Here is a 21,907-nt window from a genome sequence, read left to right on the forward strand (position 1 = left end):
ATAAGACCAAAATCGTCATGAAACGTTTCGTTCCTGCCCTGCGCCATCTTGCCTTATCCGGTCTTGCCGTGATGACGGTTAGTGCCCTGATCCCGACAGCCTTTGCCCAACAGGTTGATAACCCTGCCTTTCCGGGGGGCAATACCAGTTGGCCAAATGCCGACGGGCGGAATGTCTTCACCCATTATTCAGCCAATATGACCTTTGAAAAGCGGCTTGATTTCAAGCTTGGCGAGGCCCTTTTTCAAAGGCTTTGGGTCACCGCACCGACACGCACCAAAACCGCAGACGGTCTTGGCCCCCTTTTCAATTCGCGGGCCTGCAATGGATGTCATATACGCAATGGTCGCGGCCATCCGGTTGACGTAAACAACCCCGAAGAAGGCGCAACATCCATGTTGCTGCGCCTTTCGATCCCGCCGCAAACAGCCGGTCAGCTACGCGATCACCTTGATGGCGAGATCGCAGCCATTCCCGAGCCGGTCTATGGCGGCCAGTTTCAGGATTTCTCGGTCCCCGGTATTCATGCCGAAGGACGGGTGAAGGTTACATACCAAAACATCAATATCGACCTTGCAGGAGGTGAAACCGTCACCCTGCAACAACCCGATTACCAGATGACCGATCTTGCCTATGGGCCGCTTCATCCTGATGTGATGGTTTCGCCACGCCTTGCCCCGCCGATGATCGGGCTTGGATTGCTCGAAGCCATTCCTGACGAGCTGCTGCTTGCGCGCGCTGATCCGCAAGACGCTGATGGCGACGGGATTTCCGGCCGGGTCAATCATGTCTGGGATATTGCCAAGGGACAGCTTGCCATCGGGCGGTTTGGCTGGAAGGCAGGAATGCCAAGCCTTGACCAGCAAAACCAGAATGCGTTCCAGTTTGATGTCGGATTATCCACCCCGCTTTATCCCGATGGATCAGGCGATTGCACCAGCGCCCAAACGGCTTGCCTGAACGCACCGAACGGCAATGATCCGGAATTTGAAAATCTTGAAGCCCATTCGCAGGTCACTGACCTTGTGCTTTATTACACCCGAAACCTTGCCCCGCCGGTGCGCACCAATGCTGATGATGCGGATGTCGTGGCCGGGCAGAAGATTTTTGACTCCATCGGCTGTGCATCCTGTCATACGCCCCGTTACCAGCTTCCGGAACGCAGGGATATGACGGAGCAATCCGGTCAGGTGATCTGGCCCTATAGCGACTTGCTTCTGCATGACATGGGCGAAGGCCTTGCAGATCATCGGCCCGAAGCCCAGGCATCAGGACGCGAATGGCGGACACCACCGCTTTGGGGACTGGGGCTGGCCAAACAGATCGATCCGCGTGCCGGTTTCCTTCATGACGGCCGGGCACGAACCATCCTTGAGGCCGTCCTGTGGCATGGCGGCGAAGCGGAGCCTGCGCGCCATTCTGTCACAATGCTGCCACCATCCGAGCGCAGGAAACTGCTTGCGTTTCTAAAGTCGCTTTAAGCCTGTATAAGTGTTTCAAATCCCGTGAGTATTCGGAAAAGACATATGCCGCAAAAATCGTTCTGGCGTATCACGCTGCTTTCAGTCACGACCGTACTGGTTACCGGTTTTGGTGCGCCTCCCGCCCATGCCGATATCCCCGACGGGAAATACAGTGCCGTATTGTCGCATCTTCTGAATACGGTGATGCCGCCCAAGCTTGATGAATTTCATGACGCGGCATCAGAGCTGACCAAATCCATCAAGGATTTCTGTGCCGATCCGGATGCAGATGATCTCAAAGACGTTCAGAACGAATTCAATAGTGCGATGGATATCTGGCAGGAAATCCAGCCCTGGCGCATGGGGCCACTGGTTGCCAATGGCCGGGATCAGCATATCGAATATTGGCCCGACAAACATGGTACTGCTGCACGGCAATTCCGGAAACTGCTGTTTAGCAAACCGGCAAGCTATACCGATCCGGCCCAGCTTGCCGAAGCAAGTGCGGCCCTTCAGGGGTTCCCCGCACTTGAGGAAGTCCTGTTTGATGACAAGAATGCCGACCATCTGAGCAAGGGTGACGAAGACGGTGTCTTCCTGTGTCAGTATGGTTCAGCCATTGCCACCAATCTTCAGACCATCACCGGCGAGCTGCTTGACGAATGGCCGGAATTTGCCGAAGCCATGAGCACAGCAGGCCCCGACAGCATGGATTACCCGACGGCGAAATTTGCCGCGACCGATCTTTATCGCGCCCTCCATGAAGGTTTGCTGATTATCTCGGCCCAGAAGCTTGGCCGTCCGCTGGGCGAAAATGAACAGGATGCCAAGGCCAGCCGTGGCGAAAGCGAAGTCGCCAAGCGGTCCTTGCGCAACATTGTCCATAACCTGACTGGGCTATTTGCCATTTATGACGGCAAATGGGGTGATGTCGGCACCGAGGGTGCGGGTATGGCATCGCTGATCGACAACAGCCTTCTGGATCGGTCCTTCCGCCTGAACTGGCAAACCGTCATTGACGCGGCAAATAACCTGCCGCCGTCAATCGATGAACTGCTGGCGCAGCCAGATGGCTATGCCAAGCTTTCCGAGTTCAAATCGCAGATCGATTTCCTGATTACGCTGGTCGAGAACGACATTGGCGGCACCACCCAGCTTGGTGGCGGTTTCAATGCGCTTGATGGCGACTGAGTAATCAAAGCGGAGCTCTCATAACCGGAGAAGAAAATGAGACATCAACGTCGCGAGTTTTTGAAACTCATGGGTGTTGGCGGGGCATTTACCCTTTTGCCGCTTGATATCGCGCGCGCGGCAAGCACTCCGGCCATCGAAGACCGTGCGGTCTATATTTCCGCCAGTGCCGGGAATGCCGATGATTACTATGTCAGCGCCTTTAACGCGTCGGGCAAGATCCTGTTTGAACAGGCTCTGCCGGGGCGTGGTCATGATATCGGTTTGCGCCCGAACCATGTTGATGTGGCAGCGGTCGAACGTCGCCCGGGTCTTTACGGCCTGATCCTTGATCGTCATACCGGCGAAGTCCGCGCCAAGCTGCATTGCCCGGAAGATCGCCGGTTTTATGGTCATGCGATTTATTCCAACGATGGACGTTTTCTTTACATCACCGAAAACGATTTTGATCATGCGCGTGGCGTTGTTTCGGTCTGGGATGCCAAGGATGGCTATCGCCGGGTGGCCGAATTTGACAGTTATGGCACCGGCCCGCATGAATTGCATCTGATGCCCGGTGGCGAACAGCTTGTAATTGCCAATGGCGGGCTTCACACCCATCCCGATTTCGACGGTCGTACGCCGCTTAACATCGATTCCATGGAACCCAACCTGTCGATCATTGATCGCCGCACCGGCGAGCTGATCCATCAGGCCGCGCTCAAACATGACTGGCATCAATTGTCGATCCGCCACCTTGATGTCTCAGCCAATGGCACGATTGCCGCAGGCTTCCAGTATCAGGGCGAGATTAATGATCAGGTCCCGCTTGTCGGTGTCTGGCAACCGGGCAAGGAAATCCGCCCGATCGAGGCACCTGACAATGTGCAATATCGCATGCGCCAATATTGCGGGTCTGTGCGCTTTGATGCGTCTGGTCAGGTCTTTGGCATTTCCTGCCCGCGTGGCGGGCTTGTCACATTCTGGGATGCTAAAACCAATGACTTCCTGACCCATATCGCGGCCCCGGATGGCTGTGGTCTTGCGGCAACGGACCGCCCCGGCGAATTTGTCGGCACCAGCGGCCTTGGTAATGGCTGGCGCATGGATGCGATTCGCCGTAAGCGCGTTGAATTACCCGACGCTTCTCATAAATCGCTGCATTGGGACAATCATTTGCGGCGCATAAGCACCTGATATCCCGATCCTTGAAACCCGATAAAACCCGCACATATGTTGCGGGTTCTATGCTTTCCAGGGCTTTAAAACCGCAGAAAACCGGCAGATTAACCAACTGTTTTTGTAGGGATAATTTGGCAACACCGTCATCAACCAAAAATCTTTCGCAAATGAGAACGATTTTCACTTGCGTTCCGATTTTCCCTCGCCTATAACAGGTCTCGACACAGCCCGCGAATGCAACCCATTCGCATTTTGTCCCCAAAATGGCTTGTCTCTCAACCTACGGGTCCTCTCTCCCCGTAGGCCTCTCAAGGTGGTAAAGCGGTGGTTATCGATGCGGGAAACGATAACCGCCGCTTTCTCTTTTCCGGATATCTTTATCTTTGGCAAACGGCACGCAATAGCGCCACGCCCCTGAACCTGTAAGGTTGCAGGGTGATCGCCGTTCTAGCTGCCTTGTGACAGTTTCATGCCTGCGGTTTGCAGCGCATTCTTGTAAAGCTGATAATTCTCGCGGGCATCTTCCTTGGGGGCGACGATACAGACGGTCGCAGCACAGATACCCTTGCGGTCATAGACCGGTGCCGCAAAGCAATGGGTGAAAGTATCAACGATGCTGTCAAACGAGAAAAACCGATCAATATGCGCCTTGCGGATTTCCGCGATATAGGCGTCAACATCCATCCGGGTGCCATCAGGAAGAATGAAATCTTCTTCGGGGATCAGGTCCCGAATTTCATCGTCACTCAGATGGCCCAGCAACAAGCGGCCCGATGCGGTCCAGGGAATGGATGTGCGTTGCCCGACATCGGCCTTGATGCGAAACGGACGGCTGCCTTCGCGCTGCAGGGCGACGGTGTACTTGCCGCCATCAAGCATACAGAACTGCGACGTTTCCTTGGTGCTGGCGGTGATTTCATCAAGCACCGTGGCGGCCTGACGGGTCAGGTCGAAATAGTCGCTATAGGCCAGTCCGAGGAAATAGACACGACGCCCGAGGAAAACCGATCCGTTCGCATCGGTAACCTCAAGCATACCGTGATCCAGCAAAGTGCCGATCAGGTCATAGATCGTAGATGTTGGCGCACCAAGCGCCTGGGCGATTTCAGCGGGACGCTGGGAGGTTCTGACATCACGCAGATGATCAAGAATATCAAACGCACGATCAATGCCGCGCGCACGTTTACGTGTCTGACCTTCTTTCATAACCCCCATCGCCCCGCTTAAATCATGTCTTATTATTCAACTAGCTTATGCCTTACGAAAGGCAATGCAGTCGACCTCAACTTTGCAATCAACCACCATTGAGGATTGAACACATGCACGCGCCGGGGGATTTTCGCCAAAATATTCTTCGAAAACGCCGTTGAAGCTCCAGAAATCCCGGGCATCGTCAAGCCATACGCCGATGCGCATGATATCGGCCTTGTCATAGCCGGCATCCTCGACAATCTTCAGCATGTTCTCGATCGCGATGTGCGATTGCTGGACAATCCCGGTGCCGACGACTTCGCCGTCACGCATCGGTGTCTGTCCTGAGACATAAAGCCAGCCGTCGGCTTCTGTGGCCTTGGCAAATGGCAGTGTTTTCTGCCCGCTGCCTTTGCCTTCGCCAACGCCATGTCTTTTAATGCTCATAAATGATCTCCTGATTCAGATTTCGGAATTTGCAAGGAAGCCCTGCAATCGTTCGGTTTTGGGCGCACCAAAAATCTCGTCGGGGGTGCCTTCTTCGTGAATGCGCCCCTGATGCATGAAAACGACCTTGGTCGAAACGTCGCGCGCAAAGCGCATTTCATGCGTCACCAGCAACATGGTCATCCCCTCAACCGCCAGATCGCGCACCACGGCAAGAACCTCGGCGACCAGTTCGGGATCAAGGGCGGATGTTACTTCGTCAAACAGCATGATCTGCGGGTTCATGGCGATGGCGCGTGCAATTGCAACACGTTGCTGCTGCCCGCCTGAAAGCTGACCGGGATAATGATCGCTGCGTGCAGCCATGCCCACACGTTCAAGCCACTTTTGGGCAACTTCACGTGCTTCGTCCTTTGGCATATTTTTGGTCTTGATCAGACCCAGCATCACGTTACGGATGGCAGTCATATGCGGAAACAGATTGAACTGCTGGAACGCCATGCCGGTCATCGAACGCTGGCGGGCCACTTCGCGTTCTGGCAAACGGCGGCGTTGCCCGGCACCATCTTCGCGATAGCCGATTTTTTGACCGGCAAGCTCTATCGACCCTTTTTCGAAGTCTTCAAGCAGGTTCACACAGCGCAGAAGTGTTGTTTTGCCCGAACCGGAAGACCCGATCAGGGAAACAACGTCGCCCTGCTGCATCGTAAGATCGATACCTTTGAGAACCTCGAGTTCACCAAAACTCTTGTGAAGACCGGAAATAGTCAGAATTGGGGACATGATAGCCTCATTAAGGGATCGAAATGCGACGCTCGACGGCACGGCCGGCTTGCTCGATCACGAAGTTCAAAAGGAAATAGACAAAGCCTGCGAACAGATAGAATTCGAGACTGAGATATGTACGCGCAATCACCTGCTGGGTGGCCAGCAACAGCTCGACCACACCGATGATCGACAGCAATGTCGATGCCTTGACGATCTCGGTTGCGGTATTCACCCAGGTTGGCAAAATCTGGCGCAAGGCCTGTGGCAGCAGGACATAGACAAAGGTCTGCATAAAGGTCAGGCCGATTGATTTGGCGGCCTCGGTCTGTCCGACCGCAATCGCCGACAACGCCCCGCGCACAATTTCACCGACATGGGACGAACAAAACAGCGTCAGCGCCAGCACCCCTGCCTGAAATGCTGTCAGGTCAACACCGACCACCGACAGAATGTAAAAGCAGGCAAGGATCAGAACGAAAACAGGCGTCCCGCGCAGAAAGTCGATATAGAGCCGCACGATAAAGCGCAGCCAGCGCTGCCCGTATGTCATTGCCAGACCAACAAACACGCCCAGAATGGTGCCAAGCACAACCGACGAGACCGATATCAGAATTGTGTCGCCAAGCCCGTCCAGCAGGTTCATCCGGGCATTCCACAACTCTGTAAAGAAAAGAGAGAAATTCACCTGAAACCCTTTCAACGAGGAACAGCAAGACGCTGTTCAAGACGGCGCAACAGCCACGCGATCACATAGCAAGCCACGACATAAATCATCGACGCCACCATCCAGGTTTCGATCACCCGGAAACTTTCGACATTGATCTTGCGGGCATAGAAAGTCAGATCGGGCACCGCAATTGCCGCCGCCAGCGAGGTATCCTTGAACAGGGAAATGAAGTTGTTCGAAAGCGATGGCAAAACGTTACGGAACATCACCGGAATGATGATGTTGGTCTTGATCTTGAATTCGGTCAGACCAATCGCCAGTCCGGCTTCACGCAAGCCTTTTGGCAAGGCAACAAGCCCCGACCGGAATACCTCGGCCAGATAGGCACCGGCATAAATCGACAGCGTGAAGATAAAGGATGAAATCTTGTCGAGTGCGATGCCCAATTGCGGCAGGGCAAAATAGCAAAACAGGATCAGCACAAGGATCGGGGTATTGCGGATTGCGGAGACATATCCCCCCGCAATCCAGCGCAAAATCTTGTGGCGGGACAGCATCCCGAAAGCAGCAAGAAGACCAATCAAGCAGCCGATCGCAATCGACACAATGGCAAGAAACAGTCCCAGACCAAGTCCCTGAGCCAGAAGTTCCCAATTGCGCCAGATGACGTCAAAATTGAAATCGTAATTCAAAACAGTTCTTTCAGGATGCTGAACGCGTTACTTGTACTCGACAGGGAAGCCGATTTTCGGCACGGCCAGTTCTTCACCGAACCAGGTCTTGAAGCTTTCAGCATAGAACGGGAACTCAACACCGGTCATGCCTTCATGAAGAACGGTGTTAACAAAGTTCAGCCAACGCTGATCACCCGGTTTAACGCCACAGGAATAGCTCTGCGGGTTCCAGGCGTAACCTGCATCCTCGTAACGGCCCGGGTTCTGAACCATGAACCAGCGCAAGGCCGACTGATCGGTTGCGGCGGCTTCTGCACGGCCTGAATTCAGGGCCTGATACATCAGATCAACGCTGTCATACTGGTCGACTTCTGCTTCCGGCAGGGCCGCATGGACCATTTCTTCGGCATAGACGTTCTGAAGAACCGCCACGGTCACATCATCACCGGCTGCTTTCAGCGCGTCATAGTCGGCATAGTCGCCATTTGCCATCAAAAGCAGGCCAACGCCTTCGCGATAGTAAGGAATGGTGAATTCGATCTGCTGGGCACGTTCCGCAGTGACGGTCATGAACTGGCAGGACAGGTCAACCTTGTCGGTTACCAGGTTCGGAATACGGGCATCACCAGACTGCTGAACATACTGGATTTTATCCGGGTCACCGAACAGCGCCTTTGCGACAAGACGGCCCATGTCAACGTCAAAACCCTTGAGCGTGTTGTCGCTGTCCATGAAGTGCCAGGGCGGGTTGGTCGAACCGGTCCCCAGAACAAGATAACCACGATCAAGCACTTCCTGAAGCTTGCTTGCTTCCTGTGCCATGGCAGAACCGGCAGCAGCCGTCATCACCGTCGCAACGGCGAGCGTTTTAATAAAAGTCATCTTTTGTCTCCGCGTTTTAATGAGCCACACATGCTGGGTAGTTTCTTAAATTCCGTTATAGCGGAATTGATACCGTTGTTTCGGATTTAAACTAGCAGCGTTTTTTAACGGGAGTCAATTTCGTTTTGCCCCGCCAGCGCCTTCCCGTGAAAATTTCGGACATACAGACAAAGAAAATGCCGCCGTCTGTATCCACAGACTGGCGGCATTTTCCTTTATTCATCCCTGTTCGAACCAGTCTCTGAAACCGGTAGAAATCAGAGGATTACAGCATCTGACTATCTCGCTTTGCGCAAGGCGACCAGAAGCCTCAGACTGTTGATCGTGACCAGAACGGTCGCACCGGTATCGGCCAGAACCGCCAGCCACAATCCCGTCAACCCCGTGATCGAGGTCACCAGAAAGACTGCCTTAAGCCCCAGCGCAATCGTGATGTTCTCGCGAATGACACGGCGTGCCGCACGCGATAGCTTGACCAGATTGACCACATCGCCAAGACGATCCTTGACCGCAACCGCATCGGCGGCCTCAAGTGCGATATCCGTTCCCCCACCAATCGCGATCCCGACATCAGCAGCCTTTAGCGCCGGGGCATCATTAATTCCGTCACCAACCATCGCCACCGGGCCAGAGCGTTTGGGATCGTCGCGCAGGGCCGAAAGCGCGTTAAGCTTGTCTTCGGGCATCAATTCCGCACGGTAATCCATGCCCAGTTCAGCAGCCATCCGCCTGGCAACACGGGTGGCATCCCCGGTCAACATCACAGGTGTAATGTTAAGCCTGTTAAGTTCGGCAAGGGCGGCCTTGGCATCCGGGCGCGCAACATCACGCAGCGCCAGGGCACCAATGACCATACCATCCTTGAGGATCACAACCGCCGTACTGCCTTCTTCCTCTTGCGCTGCAAGCCAGTCAGCAATCTCACCATCAGGCGTTACGCCAAGACGGGTTGCCGCCCCCACCTGATAGATCACACCGTCAATCTTGCCTTCCACCCCTGCTCCGGCAATGGTTCTGGCATTGTCGATCACCGGCAGTTCAAGGTTCCGGTTTTCCGCGGCCTGCACCACAGCACGGGCCAGCGGATGGGACGTCACGGTTTCAAGTGCCGCAGCAATGGTCAAAAGACCGTTCTCTCCATACCCATCCGTGGTCTTGATCGCCGCAAGTTTCGGTTTGCCTTCGGTCAGGGTCCCCGTCTTGTCAAACGCCATGGTGCGAACCGCCCCGATCAGCTCAAGCCCGGCACCGCCCTTGACCAGAAGTCCGATCCGGGTGGCACGCGCCAATGCGGATGTCACCGCCGCCGGGGTCGAAATCACCAGCGCACAGGGGCAACCAATCAGCAACAATGCCAGACCACGATAAATCCATTCATCCCATGACTGGCCAAACACAACCGGCGGAATAACAACTGTCGCCGCCGCCAACGCCATAATAATCGGGGTATAGATGCGGGCAAATTTGGCAACAAACCGTTCTACCGGTGCCTTGTGTTTTTCGCTTTGCTCGACCAGTTCGATCACGCGATCAAGCATGGTTTGCCCGGCTGCGCGGGTCACTGCCATCCGAACCGGACTGTCGGTGACGATGGCACCGGCAAAGACTTCGTCACCTTCCTTGCGATAGACCGGCACGGACTCACCGGTCAGGTGGCTGTTGTCGACCTCGGCCGCGCCGGAGGCAATTACCCCATCAGCCGGAATACGTTCACCGGGACGGATTTCGACGATATCGTTTTGCGCCAGTTGTGCAGGGGAAACAGTTTCAAAGCCGCCATCACGCACCAGACGTGCCTGTTCAGGTGCCAGCTTCATCAGGGCCTTGACGCCACTTCGCGCCCGCCCGGCCGCAACACCTTCAAGCCGTTCACCGATGGCAAACAGCAAAACAACCATCCCGGCTTCAAGACTTTCGCCAATGGCCACAGCCCCGATAACCGCAACCGACATCAAAAGTTCGATCGAGAAGATGGCCCCACTTTGTGCAAGCCGCAGCGCTTTCTTCATCACCGGCACGGCCGCAAGGATCGAAGCAATTGACATCGCATAGGGTGACGTTGCCGGCACCAGCGCACCGGTCGCCCCGCCCAGCAGCAGGAAGATAGCGGCAAAGGCGATTTCGTCATTCTCTGAAGACCATGGCGCATACCAGCGCGCTTTTTGCGCGTCGACCGGATTGCCATCCTGACCGAGAGGGCCTTGGTCCTGGCCGGACTTGGTATCGGAGCAACTGCTCGCCCCGCAGCAAGAAGCTTTTGCCAAAGTGTCCATGCTGCCCGGAACCGGCTTTTCCTGTGCCGGATAGCCAAGTTTGGTCAGCATGGTTGTGATGTTGTTGCGGCTGTCGGTATGGGCATCATCAATGCCCAGAGTTACGGTTTCGCGCATCATCGACACATCCACGCAAGACACACCGTCAACTTTGCCCAGTGCGGTTTCGATCTTTGCCACGCAGGAACCGCAATCCATACCAGAAACCTGCCAGTGGTAATGACTTACAGCGCCACCCTTTTTAGCAACGATATCGCGTAAGACTGCATCTTCGTCCGCATTGACCGGAAGGGACACAGAGATCCCCTGACCGTCACCGGTAATGCCGTGATCGGGAACTGCCTTGTTCAAGGCATCTATCAGGCTTTCCCGACACCGTCCACAATTGCCGATCGCCGGAATATCGTCCCATTTTGCAACGAAGGACATTTAGTCACCTCATAAAGATCAAATTTCTATTCATATGTTATATTCAAACTAGGATTCATATGTTGGTCTGTCAAGAATATTCAAATGATGATTTGAATATTAAAATCGCACATGCCCGTTGCCCGGCTTTGACACCAACATAGACACTGGTAAACCCAGTCAAACAGCTGAACTAAAAACGAAAAAAATCAGTCGTGGGTGACATGCGCAAAAACATCGCGCACCACGCGCGAAATATGCTCGTCATCAATCTGATAAAAAATATGCCGTCCGCGCCGCTCGGACGCCAGAATCCGCTGATCGCGTAAATGACGCAGATGATGGCTGCAAAGCGATTGCGACATGTTGGTCGCATCTGCCAGTTCGCTCACCGTTTGCGGTTTTTCCATACAGCGCAGAACCAGTTGCAAGCGCCCGGCATCCCCCAGAAGCGAAAAGATTTTTGCTGCCGCCTCGATATGGGGCAAAGACAAATCCGCTCCCACCGCGCGCGATGCATCGCGCGTTACGGCCTCGCCCTGTTCGGTGCTCAGGCCAAGACGGGCCGCAGTATCGCATTCCTGACAGTCATTTTCTGCGCGCGATGACACGGGCTTGGCGATCGGGGAACTGGTTTTGCTTTCTGACATGGCCCTTATTTTCCATGCCTGCCCGGCCATGGCAAGGGGAACGATCCACTTATGCCAGCATTCTTACACTGAACGCCCCCCGAATACGGTTTTAATATTGACTCATTTCGATAACTTATTCATGTTTTACATGAACTTTATAAATCGATTCGAGAACACCCACATTCAGGAGCCCCACAAATGACGACCGCAACTAAACCTGATACCCTTCAAAACGTGCGTCGCCTCAGTACCGTTCTGTATTGGGGATGTGCGCTTGCCATCATCTTCCAGTTTTTTGTCGTTCCGATCATCTGGTATGTGCCGGGCTGGATTGAAACCAGCAGCAGTCAGATGACGGTCAGCATTGCCGATCTTCATGCTCTTTCCGGCTGGCAGAAATACGCCACCATGCTGGTCATGATGATCCCTTCCCTGATCATGGCTTACGGGCTCAATCATCTGCGCAAGATGTTCAGGGCCTTTTCCCGTGACATCATTTTCCAGCCCGCGCCAATCAGGCACCTTAAGGTCTTTGGTGTCGCGCTTTTGGTGCAAACACTGGCCAAACCGCTGACCGGGGCTGTGACATCGGTTCTGGCGACCTTCCATCGTCCGGCGGGTGAAAGAATGTTGTCGATCGGGCTTGGCAATGCCGAGGCCAGCACCCTTTTCCTTGGCGCTCTGATTATCGTGATTGCCTGGGTTCTTGGCGAAGCAGCCCGGATCGACGATGAAAACCGGAGCTTTGTCTGATGGGGATTGTTGTCCGACTTGATGTGATGCTTGCCACCCGCAAGATGAAATCCAAGGATCTTGCTGCCCGGATCGGCATCAGCGAACAGAATCTGTCGCTTTTGAAATCGGGCAAGGTACGCGGCGTGCGGTTTGAAACCCTTGCCGCGATCTGCAAGGAACTGGAATGCCAACCCGGCGACCTTCTGGAATTTGAAGACGACACCTGACCCCTACACAGCGCAGCAAGCGCACGGCATATTCCCCTCGCCCTTGATCCAACCATGCAGTTTCAGACGTAAGTCGATTAATGAAACAGCATGGTTGGATATCTGGTGACGTACGAACTTTTCACTCTATTGCTTAATGCGCTGATCTGCCTTGGCCTGCCATGGATGTATAACTACGCCTATGCCATGCAACCCGGTGTTGGCGGCAAACGCCTTATGGGCAATCGCGATATGTTGCCCGAACGTACCGGTATTGCCGCGCGTGGCCTTCGCGCCCATCAGAACCAGCTTGAAAATCTGGTTCCCTTTGCGATCATTGTCCTTTGCGCACACGTCATCGGGGCTTCCAACACGGTCACGATTATCTGCGCCACCCTTTTCCTGATCGCCCGGATTGCACATGCCGGGTTTTACATTGCCGGTATTACCCGGCTGCCGGGCGTCAATGGCGTACGATCCATCGCCTATTTCATCAGCCTGTTCTCGATGCTGGTCTATGCCGCCCAATTGTTTTGGCATTAGAGTTTAACCCGTGCTTGCTGCCTGAAGAATGTTTTGCCTAAATGACGTCAAGCGATGGCAACATGTCGCACAAACAGCAAAACACTTCAGGAGAGGAAGCAATAGATGTCAAAGAAGATCGCCCTGGTCACCGGTGCTGCACGCGGAATTGGACTGGCCACCGCCAAACTGTTTATCGCTCAAGGCTGGCAAGTCGCGATGATCGACCGTGACGGAGATGAATTGCTCAGCGCCTCTGCCGATCTTTCCGATGCCAAACCGTTTATCTTTGATGTCTCGGTTCCCGAACAGGTCGATCAAATGATCGCCGATGTGCTTGCGGCATTCGGCCAGATTGATGTGGTGGTGAACAATGCCGGGGTGGCCGATTTCCTGCCGGTCGAAGAAACCAGCTTTGCCACCTGGCGCCGGATCATGGAAACCAACCTTGATGGCGTCTTCCTTGTCTCGCAGGCCGCTATTCCGGCGTTGAAGCAAACCAAGGGGGCGATTGTCAATATCGGCTCGATCTCGGGCCTTCGCGCGTCAACCCTTCGTGTGGCCTATGGCACATCAAAGGCCGCAGTCATTCACATGACCAAACAACAGGCCGCCGAACTTGGCGAATATGGCATTCGCGCCAACTGCGTCTGTCCCGGCCCGGTCAAAACCAAACTGGCGATGGCGGTGCATTCACCTGAAATCATCTCGGCCTATCTTGATGCCATGCCGCTTGGCCGATACGGCACCGAAAATGAAATCGCCGAAGTCATCCATTTCCTTTGCTCGGACAAGGCAAGCTTCGTGACCGGTCAAATCGTTGCCGCAGATGGCGGATTCGAGACGACCGGTGTCGGCCTGCCTGCGCTCCGCCGAAAATAAAGGCCATGCAACCATGCGCCCGCTTCGCCTGATCATCGCATTGACCGCCATACTGGTCCTGTCATCCTGCCTGACCTTCAACTGGCAACGCAGTGTCCAACAGGTCCTGTCAAATGCGTGTAACTCCACAGGCGATTGCGGGTCGGATGGGCCCGGCTCGAACTAGCTCCAAACAAAAACGGCGCATCCACTGGACGCGCCGTTTGGTGTTTCCGCTATCGGAAAGCTTATTCCCACTCGATGGTTCCCGGTGGTTTCGATGTGAAGTCATAGGTGACACGATTGATGCCATTGACTTCATTGATGATGCGGTTGGCGATGCGGCCAAGCAGTTCCGGCGGGAACGCATAGAAGTCCGCCGTCATGCCATCGGTCGAGGTGACCGCACGCAGCGCGCACGCATAGTCATAGGTACGACCATCGCCCATCACGCCAACGGTACGCACCGGAAGCAGAACGGCGAATGCCTGCCAGATGGCGTCATAAAGACCGGCATTGCGGATTTCTTCGAGATAGATCGCATCAGCCTTGCGCAGAATATCAAGCTTTTCGCGCGTAATCGGCTGGCCCGGAATACGGATCGCAAGACCCGGTCCTGGGAACGGATGACGACCAACAAAGCTGTCAGGCAGGCCAAGTTCACGACCAAGGTCACGGACTTCGTCCTTGAACAATTCACGAAGCGGTTCCACCAGCTTCATGTTCATGCGTTCCGGAAGACCACCAACATTGTGGTGCGACTTGATGGTGACAGACGGGCCACCGGTGAAGGACACACTTTCGATCACATCCGGATAAAGCGTTCCCTGTGCCAAGAAGTCTGCACCACCGATTTTCTTGGCTTCTTCTTCGAAGGTTTCGATGAAGAGACGGCCAATGGTTTTGCGTTTTACTTCCGGATCGGTTTCGCCTTCGATGGCACCGATAAAGGTATCGGACGCATCAACATGGACCAGCGGGATGTTGTAATGGTCACGGAACAGCGAAACGACCTGATCGGCCTCGCCCGAGCGCATGAAACCATGATCAACAAACACGCAGGTCAGCTGATCGCCAATCGCTTCGTGGATCAGAACCGCGGTGACCGAGCTGTCAACACCGCCCGACAGACCACAGATGACCTTGCCGTCACCGACCTGTTTGCGGATTTTCTCAATCGCGTCGTCCTTATAGGCATTCATCGTCCAGTCGCCAGAGCAACCGGCAACGCCATGCGTAAAGTTCTTAAGGAGCTGCGCGCCATGCGGGGTATGGACCACTTCCGGGTGGAACTGAACCGCATAGAATTTCTTTTCGTCATTGGCGATGGCGGCAAACGGTGCGCCTTCGGATTTGCCAACTACGCGGAAACCATCAGGAAGCGCATCAACGCGGTCGCCGTGGCTCATCCAGACCTGTTCGCGTGCGCCAGCCGCCCACACCCCGGTGAACAGCGCGCAATCTTCGATCACGTCGACAAAGGCACGACCGAATTCACGATGATCGGATGTCGCGACCTTGCCGCCAAGCTGGTTGACCATGGTCTGCTGACCATAGCAAATACCCAGAACAGGCACGCCCAGCTCAAACACCTTGGTCGGTGCTGACGGTGCCTTGTCCCAATGGACAGACGCCGGGCCACCCGAAAGGATCACGGCCTTGGGGCCATATTCATCAAGGAACGCATCCGAGATGTTATTAAAAGGATGGATCTCGCTATAGACACCGCTTTCACGCACGCGACGTGCAATCAGCTGGGTGACCTGGGATCCGAAATCAATAATCAGCACGCGATCAGTCATCGGGCCGTATCTCCGTCGAAGATGGGGTTGCGCCGTACATACGCCAAACCATCGAGATGGGCAACCCGGCGCAGGTGGTCACCCAACGATGCATTCAAAAAACTTTTGCCCTTAGCCCAGGCATTTGGAGGAGATTGCGGCGTTTTTGCGCGCAACTCCCCCTGAAAACCCCACAATTGGTCCCTTTTTCCTTCGCAATGGGCGTGCATTATCCCAATCAACGGAACGCGGGAAACAACGCGTCCGACCATGAGCAACGCACTTTTGATCAATGCAAGGGACACGAAATCATGAGCACTTCCAAAGGTAGTAAAATCGCACTCGCTGTCGCTGGTCTTATTCTGGTTGCCGGTACAGCAACCGCAATCGCAATGACCCAGAAGGACGGCGGTTCGGCCCTGCCGATCTTTGGCACTGAAGAAAGCGCACCGGCCGAGAAGTCCGAAACCATGACCCCGGCCAAGCCGAGTGCCGAAATCGGCGAAAGCCTGAAGACCGGCCCGGATGCCCAGGACGACGACATTCCGGGCATGAACAATCTTGAGAATTCCGAAGGTTTGGACAAGCCGACTACCATCTTTGATGGCGCGACCGAAAAAGCCGAGTAACCGGTTTTCCGTCGATATCGGGCCAACACCCGAAAGGCCGTGGCACCGGCAATTTGCAGAAGAGTCCATCAACGCAATATTGCGTTCACGGTGAAACAAAACTGGCCCTGCGGGGATCGCTCGCAGGGCCTTTTTCTTTGCAGGCAGATTAAGGGCGGCAAAGGTTTTGGTCTGGTTTCCATATGCCTTGGCCGCCATTGCCATTACTTTACCTTGCCTTTGGCCGTACGTTCAAACACCGCCACAAAGAACCCGTCCGTGCCATGAACATTTGGCGACAGGCGCAGCCAGGGCTTGTCCTTGCCGCCCGGAACCGGAACGGATTTCGGTGCATCGGGCCAGATTTCGCTGATCGGAACCGGTCGGAAATCCTTGCGATCGCGCATAAAGGTTTCAATCAGGCGTTCGTTTTCTTCGGGCATGATCGAGCAGGTCGCATAAATCAGACGACCGCCCTTGGTGACCTTTGCGGCACCGGCCTTAAGGATCTTGCTCTGCTGCCCCATAAGGGTGCGCAGGTCGCGCTGACCGATACGCCAGCGCAAAGCCGGGTTACGGCGCAACGTTCCAAGACCGGAACAGGGCACATCCAGCAACACGCGGTCAAAGAAACCGGATTTGTTACGCAACCAGCTGTCACGTTCATCGGCAATGATGCGCTGCTGGATGCAATCGCCCGCACCGGCGCGGCGTGCACGCTTGCGGGCATTATCCAGTCGGCCACCATGGGTATCACAGGCAAGAATACGACCCTTGCCGCGCATGTCTGCCGCAAGACCAAGCGTTTTGCCGCCACCGCCCGCACACATATCAAGCACGGTCATGCCCGGTTTGGCATCGACCAGCTTGACGCAAATCTGTGATGCTTCGTCCTGAATTTCGATCAGACCGTCTTTATAGGCCGCCGTGACCAGCATATTCAGGCCAAGCGGCAGACGCAGACCATTGGGTGCAAACGGGGTACGCTCGATATCCTTGATGCCGTCTGCTTTAAGCGACTTGATGGCATCTTCGACCGTGCCGCGCAGACGGTTGACGCGAAGATCAAGTTTGGCCGGCTGGTTATAGGCTGCCATCTCCGCCGTAAGGTTTTCGTGATGAAGCTTCATCAGTTCGGCATAAAGCCATTTCGGCAGTTCGGTTTTAACTGCACCGGGCTGGGCATCATGATCAAGGGTCTTGTCAGACAGCTTGTTGATCAGGTGCTTTTCATTCGGATGCAGGGTTTCCGGGCAGAATTGCTCTCCACAGAACCGGTCGGCGATTTCGGCAGTTTTCAGGCCATCATGCAACACCAGATCAGCGATCATGCGTGCGCGGCCATCCTGAAACTCGTATCCGACTTCTGCCAGCCACCAGCCCAGACGGGCCTGATGACGGATCAGGTTATAGAAACGTTCGCTGATTTCACGGCGATCGCCACCGCCGATATAACGGCGTGATCCGAAATAACCGGACACAACGCGGTCTGCGTCGTCTCGGGTATGGGTCCAACCGTCGTAAAGTTCAATGACGGCCGCGATACGTGCACCGGGTTTCAAAGCGAATTTCCAACCTGTTTTGCGGGTGTTACTGCTGCTTCGGATATGGGAAGCGCGAACACGCCTTGCGATAAATACGATAAAAAAGACGATGACGGCAGGAAAGCCTGCCGTCACCCGAATTCTTGCGCCGCTCTTATCATGGCTTGGCCCTTTCGCCAACAGCGTCAAACGCAAGGCAGCCAAGCCAATCAAAAAGCGAAGCGTTCCGTCTAGCTGCCCGGACGATAGTTCGGGGCTTCGCGGGTGATGGTCACATCATGGGCGTGGCTTTCGCGCAGGCCCGCATTGGTGATGCGAACAAACTCGGCACGTTCACGGAAATCGGCAAGCGTTGCCGAACCGGTATAACCCATGGACGCCTTAAGACCGCCGACCAGCTGATGAATGATCTGGCCTGCCGGACCTTTGTAAGGAACGCGGCCTTCGATGCCTTCGGGAACCAGTTTCAGGTTATCCTGAACATCCTGCTGGAAGTAACGGTCAGCCGAACCACGTGCCATCGCACCAACCGACCCCATACCACGATAGGACTTATAGGAACGGCCCTGATAGAGGATGACTTCGCCCGGTGCTTCGTCCGTACCGGCCAGAAGCGAGCCCACCATGCAGGTGCTCGCACCCGCTGCCATTGCCTTGGCGATGTCACCCGAGAACTTGATCCCGCCATCTGCGATAATCGGAATATCAAGGGTATGGGCCATTTCGGCACAATCCATCACAGCTGTAAGCTGCGGAACGCCAACACCGGCAACAATACGGGTGGTGCAAATCGAGCCCGGACCGATACCGACCTTGACAGCATCTGCACCGGCTTCGGCCAATGCCTTTACCGCAGCAGCGGTTGCAACGTTACCTGCAATGATCTGGGTGTCGCCGACTTTTGACTTGATCTGTTCAACCGCCTTGATCACGCCAGCCGAGTGGCCATGGGCAGTATCAATGACCAGAATATCAACACCGGCTTCGACCAGAGCCGTAGCACGTTCAAAGCCTGCTTCGCCAACGCCGGTTGCCGCAGCAACACGCAGGCGACCGCTTTCGTCCTTACAGGCATTCGGGTGCAGCTTGGCTTTCTCGATGTCCTTGACCGTAATCAGGCCGGTGCAACGATAGGCATCGTCAACAACCAGAAGCTTTTCGATACGGTGCTGATGCAGAAGTTTCTTGGCTTCGGTGGTATCGACATTCTCGGTTACCGTCACCAGACCTTCGTGGGTCATCAGTTCGGAAACCGGCTGTGCGCGGTTCGAAGCGAAACGAACATCACGGTTGGTCAGAATACCGACCAGTTTGTTCGAACCACGTTCAACAACCGGAATACCGGAAATGTGGTTCACATCCATAAGATCAAGCGCATCTGCCAGCGTCTGGTCCGGGTGGATGGTGATCGGGTTAACAACCATGCCCGATTCGAATTTCTTTACACGGCGAACTTCTTCGGCCTGCTGAGCGATATCGAGGTTCTTGTGAATAACCCCCATGCCGCCATGCTGCGCCATTACAATCGCCATTGCACTTTCGGTTACGGTATCCATAGCCGAGGAAAGCAGCGGGATCTTCAGGTCAATCTTCTTGGTAATGCGGGTATTGGTCTGCACCTGAGCAGGCAGCACTTCGGATGCTGCGGGTTTGATCAAAACGTCGTCAAACGTCAGGGCTTCTACAATGCGGGTCATCTGGCCACCTCGTTAATCTGAGTTGGCGCGGAATTTATACATGTTATGCCCCAAATGCCAAGTTTTCCGCACCCATAACAGCCCTGTGATTTTATTGATGCTTTATTTTGCGCATTCCGTTAGAAACTGGTCGATGGGACTGCTGACAGGCTGGTCAGTCACACTGTTCTGATTAAACAATAGCCATCACCCCGAATTTCCAGACATAAAATCCGGTTTCGCCAAGCGCACAAGACTTGCGCGGAACCTCAACTATGCCTGCTTGGCGGTTTCTTTCGCACGGTCATCAAGAACCTGGCTGATAAAGTTCCGAACGTCACCATCAAGTGATTCTGCACGCCCTAACAGGCCTGTCGCCTCGTTATGCAGCGTGACCAGAACTTCACGGGAATCATTCGTTCCCGAAGCAACATGTCCGACACTGGTGACAATATCACGCATGCGGCAGACAGCTTGCTCGATACGATTGCTGATCTCGTTCACCGCGTCGGTTTGCTCACGCGTTGCGTTGGCAACAAGGCGCGCACCATCATCGATTTCGTTAATCTTTTCACTGATATCTCGAACAAAGGCCACCGCTTCGCGGGTCATTTCCTGCATCTCGCCGATTTCACGAATGACTTCTTCGGCCGCATGACTGGACTGATTGGCAAGGTTTTTGACCTCGGACGCAACAACCGCAAATCCCTTGCCAGCTTCGCCTGCCCGCGCAGCCTCGATCGTTGCATTCAGCGCCAGAAGGTTCGTTTGTTCGGCAACATCGGTAATCAATTCGACTACGCCGGTTACGCGTGTTGCCAATGCATCAAGACGTTCCATATGCTCGGCAGCTGAACGGGCCCGTTCGACTGCGGTTTCAGACAAGGTCGCCGAACCGTCAATCTGGCTCCCGATTTGCTGGATCGACCCACTGAACTGCTCGGTAGCCGTTGCTATCCCGTCAAGCGCAGCACTGCTTTCTTCGGCCGCCTTTCGCATCTCGGCAGCCTGATCGGCAATTCTGGTGACATTTTGCGACAGGAAGTCTGAATTTGAACTCAGGCTTCGCGCACTGTTGGACAAATCACCAACAACAAGTTTGAGATCATCACCAATCCGCCCTGCACTGCTGCGGAACGTTTTGGTCTGAACATCCATAATCTCGAGTGCGCTATTGACCTTCTCGGCATAGCCGACCAGATCACCGCGCAATCCGCGCGGGACGATCTTGCGGTAATAGTCGCCTCTCGACGCACAGTTCATTGCCGCTGCGGCTTCCTTGGTAAAGGCCTCGGTCAGATCAAGCAGCTGGTTGACCGCATTTTGCATGTTTGCAAGCTTGCCGCGCTTTTGACGATTGGAAATGCGGGCATCCATGTTGCCATCTGCAGCAGCAAGAACGGTATCGCACAATTCATCAAGATAACGCTGCTGGCGATAGATGGTCAGCCCCCCCGACACACAGCAAACCGTCAGCAATCCGCCAAGCACCGGGATCGCATAGGCCATGAGTTCAGGAACTGCGAACACAGACGAAACTGTCAAAAGCCCAAGGCACCAGCACACCGCCAGCACCAATCGCAGGTTAGAGAGTGAAAACAAATTGATCATAATCGATGCCTGCTTCCCCCAAAAGCTTGCCGACCATCGCGGTTCCCCGCGCCATTCCATCTTTGCGATTTCGTTCTTTTGCTTCTTCTTTGCAAAGGGCCGCATATAGCGGAATGACTTTTTCAATTGCATCGCGTCGCGGAACACGACGGTTGGAATGATACCCGATGATTTTGCCCTGCGGCCCGAAGGTCGGCGTCACGTTGGCGAGAACCCAGTAATGGTCGCCGTTCGAGCAACGATTGATGACATAGGCAAAGATCTCGCGCCCGGCTTCGATGGTCTGCCACAACAACGAAAAGACACATCTTGGCATATCGGGATGGCGGATAATGCTGTGGGGCTGACCAAGGATATCTCGTTCGTGATATCCAGCCACCCGCAAAAACACATCATTCGCATAAGTGATCCGACCTTTAAGATCGGTTTTTGACACAATAATTTCATCTACGTCGAAATGACGTTCGACGCCGGTCAAGAACAGACTGTCTTGTTTCATCAGACACACCCCACTCTAAGGACCGTCCCCGAACGGCCCCTATTTCCCACAATCATTACGTTGCAGATTTAACTGCAACTATAACCTGTAAAGTCTGCGAGCTGGTT

General features: G+C 54.6%; 22 protein-coding genes. 9 read left to right on the top strand and 13 right to left on the bottom strand.

Annotated elements, in window-relative coordinates; genetic code table 11:
- Positions 1-17 precede the first annotated feature (17 nt).
- The 3 genes from WA318_RS18200 to WA318_RS18210 are packed head-to-tail and all read left to right on the top strand — an operon-like array spanning position 18 to position 3,830.
- The gene (locus WA318_RS18200; RefSeq protein WP_336083432.1) at positions 18-1,481 is read left to right on the top strand and encodes a di-heme oxidoreductase family protein; all 1,464 of its coding nucleotides are present in this window, start codon (positions 18-20) and stop codon (positions 1,479-1,481) included.
- A 45-nt stretch (positions 1,482-1,526) separates the two neighbouring features.
- Positions 1,527-2,654, top strand: coding sequence for an imelysin family protein (locus tag WA318_RS18205; protein ID WP_336083434.1), 1,128 nt, complete (start codon positions 1,527-1,529; stop codon positions 2,652-2,654).
- Positions 2,655-2,690: 36 nt separating this feature from the next.
- Positions 2,691-3,830: a DUF1513 domain-containing protein gene (locus tag WA318_RS18210; RefSeq protein ID WP_336083436.1), complete on the top strand. Its 1,140-nt coding sequence runs from the start codon at positions 2,691-2,693 to the stop codon at positions 3,828-3,830.
- 432 nt (positions 3,831-4,262) lie between these two features.
- Here WA318_RS18210 and WA318_RS18215 read toward each other — a convergent pair whose 3' ends face one another.
- The 8 genes from WA318_RS18215 to WA318_RS18250 all read right to left on the bottom strand — a co-directional run bounded on the left by WA318_RS18215 (position 4,263) and on the right by WA318_RS18250 (position 11,775).
- A complete protein-coding gene (locus WA318_RS18215) occupies positions 4,263-5,021 on the bottom strand; it encodes an IclR family transcriptional regulator (RefSeq protein ID WP_114099305.1) in 759 nt (252 codons plus the stop codon).
- 45 nt (positions 5,022-5,066) lie between these two features.
- Positions 5,067-5,453: a RidA family protein gene (locus tag WA318_RS18220; RefSeq protein WP_114099304.1), complete on the bottom strand. Its 387-nt coding sequence runs from the start codon at positions 5,451-5,453 to the stop codon at positions 5,067-5,069.
- 15 nt (positions 5,454-5,468) lie between these two features.
- The gene (locus WA318_RS18225) at positions 5,469-6,236 is read right to left on the bottom strand and encodes an amino acid ABC transporter ATP-binding protein (protein ID WP_114099303.1); all 768 of its coding nucleotides are present in this window, start codon (positions 6,234-6,236) and stop codon (positions 5,469-5,471) included.
- Between the two features lie 10 nt (positions 6,237-6,246).
- A complete protein-coding gene (locus WA318_RS18230) occupies positions 6,247-6,864 on the bottom strand; it encodes an amino acid ABC transporter permease (protein WP_336083442.1) in 618 nt (205 codons plus the stop codon).
- Positions 6,865-6,917: 53 nt separating this feature from the next.
- Positions 6,918-7,580: an amino acid ABC transporter permease gene (locus WA318_RS18235; RefSeq protein ID WP_114099302.1), complete on the bottom strand. Its 663-nt coding sequence runs from the start codon at positions 7,578-7,580 to the stop codon at positions 6,918-6,920.
- 27 nt (positions 7,581-7,607) lie between these two features.
- On the bottom strand, positions 7,608-8,444 hold the full coding sequence (locus tag WA318_RS18240; protein WP_114099301.1) for a transporter substrate-binding domain-containing protein: 837 nt from the start codon (positions 8,442-8,444) through the stop codon (positions 7,608-7,610).
- A gap of 278 nt (positions 8,445-8,722) precedes the next feature.
- The gene (locus WA318_RS18245; RefSeq protein ID WP_336083444.1) at positions 8,723-11,146 is read right to left on the bottom strand and encodes a heavy metal translocating P-type ATPase; all 2,424 of its coding nucleotides are present in this window, start codon (positions 11,144-11,146) and stop codon (positions 8,723-8,725) included.
- 188 nt (positions 11,147-11,334) lie between these two features.
- On the bottom strand, positions 11,335-11,775 hold the full coding sequence (locus WA318_RS18250; protein ID WP_114099364.1) for an ArsR/SmtB family transcription factor: 441 nt from the start codon (positions 11,773-11,775) through the stop codon (positions 11,335-11,337).
- A gap of 180 nt (positions 11,776-11,955) precedes the next feature.
- Here WA318_RS18250 and WA318_RS18255 point away from each other — a divergent pair, with 180 nt between their 5' ends.
- The 5 genes from WA318_RS18255 (at position 11,956) to WA318_RS18275 (ending at position 14,268) form a co-directional block, all read left to right on the top strand.
- Positions 11,956-12,510 carry a DUF2975 domain-containing protein gene (locus tag WA318_RS18255; protein ID WP_336083447.1) on the top strand — a complete coding sequence of 185 codons (555 nt, stop codon included), beginning with the start codon at positions 11,956-11,958 and terminating at the stop codon, positions 12,508-12,510.
- Positions 12,510-12,719 carry a helix-turn-helix domain-containing protein gene (locus WA318_RS18260; RefSeq protein WP_114099298.1) on the top strand — a complete coding sequence of 70 codons (210 nt, stop codon included), beginning with the start codon at positions 12,510-12,512 and terminating at the stop codon, positions 12,717-12,719. Before WA318_RS18255 ends, WA318_RS18260 begins: the two co-directional genes overlap by 1 nt.
- Before the next feature lie 105 nt (positions 12,720-12,824).
- Complete coding sequence (locus WA318_RS18265; RefSeq protein ID WP_336083450.1) at positions 12,825-13,241, top strand: MAPEG family protein; 417 nt, start codon at positions 12,825-12,827, stop codon at positions 13,239-13,241.
- Positions 13,242-13,346: 105 nt separating this feature from the next.
- A complete protein-coding gene (locus WA318_RS18270) occupies positions 13,347-14,102 on the top strand; it encodes an SDR family NAD(P)-dependent oxidoreductase (RefSeq protein ID WP_336083452.1) in 756 nt (251 codons plus the stop codon).
- 13 nt (positions 14,103-14,115) lie between these two features.
- Positions 14,116-14,268 carry a hypothetical protein gene (locus tag WA318_RS18275; protein WP_336083454.1) on the top strand — a complete coding sequence of 51 codons (153 nt, stop codon included), beginning with the start codon at positions 14,116-14,118 and terminating at the stop codon, positions 14,266-14,268.
- A gap of 61 nt (positions 14,269-14,329) precedes the next feature.
- On the opposite strand, the gene guaA is transcribed toward WA318_RS18275, so the two are convergent.
- A complete protein-coding gene (gene guaA, locus WA318_RS18280) occupies positions 14,330-15,883 on the bottom strand; it encodes a glutamine-hydrolyzing GMP synthase (RefSeq protein ID WP_336083456.1) in 1,554 nt (517 codons plus the stop codon).
- A gap of 290 nt (positions 15,884-16,173) precedes the next feature.
- Between guaA and WA318_RS18285 the strand changes: the two genes are divergently transcribed.
- Positions 16,174-16,491, top strand: a complete 318-nt coding sequence (locus WA318_RS18285) for a hypothetical protein (protein ID WP_336083458.1) — start codon at positions 16,174-16,176, stop codon at positions 16,489-16,491.
- A 203-nt stretch (positions 16,492-16,694) separates the two neighbouring features.
- Here WA318_RS18285 and WA318_RS18290 read toward each other — a convergent pair whose 3' ends face one another.
- From WA318_RS18290 to WA318_RS18305, 4 genes are all read right to left on the bottom strand, one after another.
- Positions 16,695-18,032 (bottom strand): RsmB/NOP family class I SAM-dependent RNA methyltransferase, encoded by a 1,338-nt coding sequence (locus WA318_RS18290; protein ID WP_114099362.1) that lies wholly within the window; start codon positions 18,030-18,032, stop codon positions 16,695-16,697.
- A gap of 212 nt (positions 18,033-18,244) precedes the next feature.
- Positions 18,245-19,711, bottom strand: coding sequence for an IMP dehydrogenase (guaB, locus tag WA318_RS18295; protein WP_336083460.1), 1,467 nt, complete (start codon positions 19,709-19,711; stop codon positions 18,245-18,247).
- 252 nt (positions 19,712-19,963) lie between these two features.
- Positions 19,964-21,301 carry a methyl-accepting chemotaxis protein gene (locus tag WA318_RS18300; protein WP_181850362.1) on the bottom strand — a complete coding sequence of 446 codons (1,338 nt, stop codon included), beginning with the start codon at positions 21,299-21,301 and terminating at the stop codon, positions 19,964-19,966.
- Positions 21,276-21,800, bottom strand: a complete 525-nt coding sequence (locus WA318_RS18305; RefSeq protein ID WP_336083463.1) for a PAS domain-containing protein — start codon at positions 21,798-21,800, stop codon at positions 21,276-21,278. The genes WA318_RS18300 and WA318_RS18305 overlap by 26 nt, the downstream gene beginning before the upstream one ends.
- Between the last annotated feature and the right edge of the window lie 107 nt (positions 21,801-21,907).

Source organism: Thalassospira sp. CH_XMU1448-2 (genome assembly GCF_037027285.1).
Taxonomy (GTDB): Bacteria; Pseudomonadota; Alphaproteobacteria; order Rhodospirillales; family Thalassospiraceae; genus Thalassospira; species Thalassospira profundimaris_C.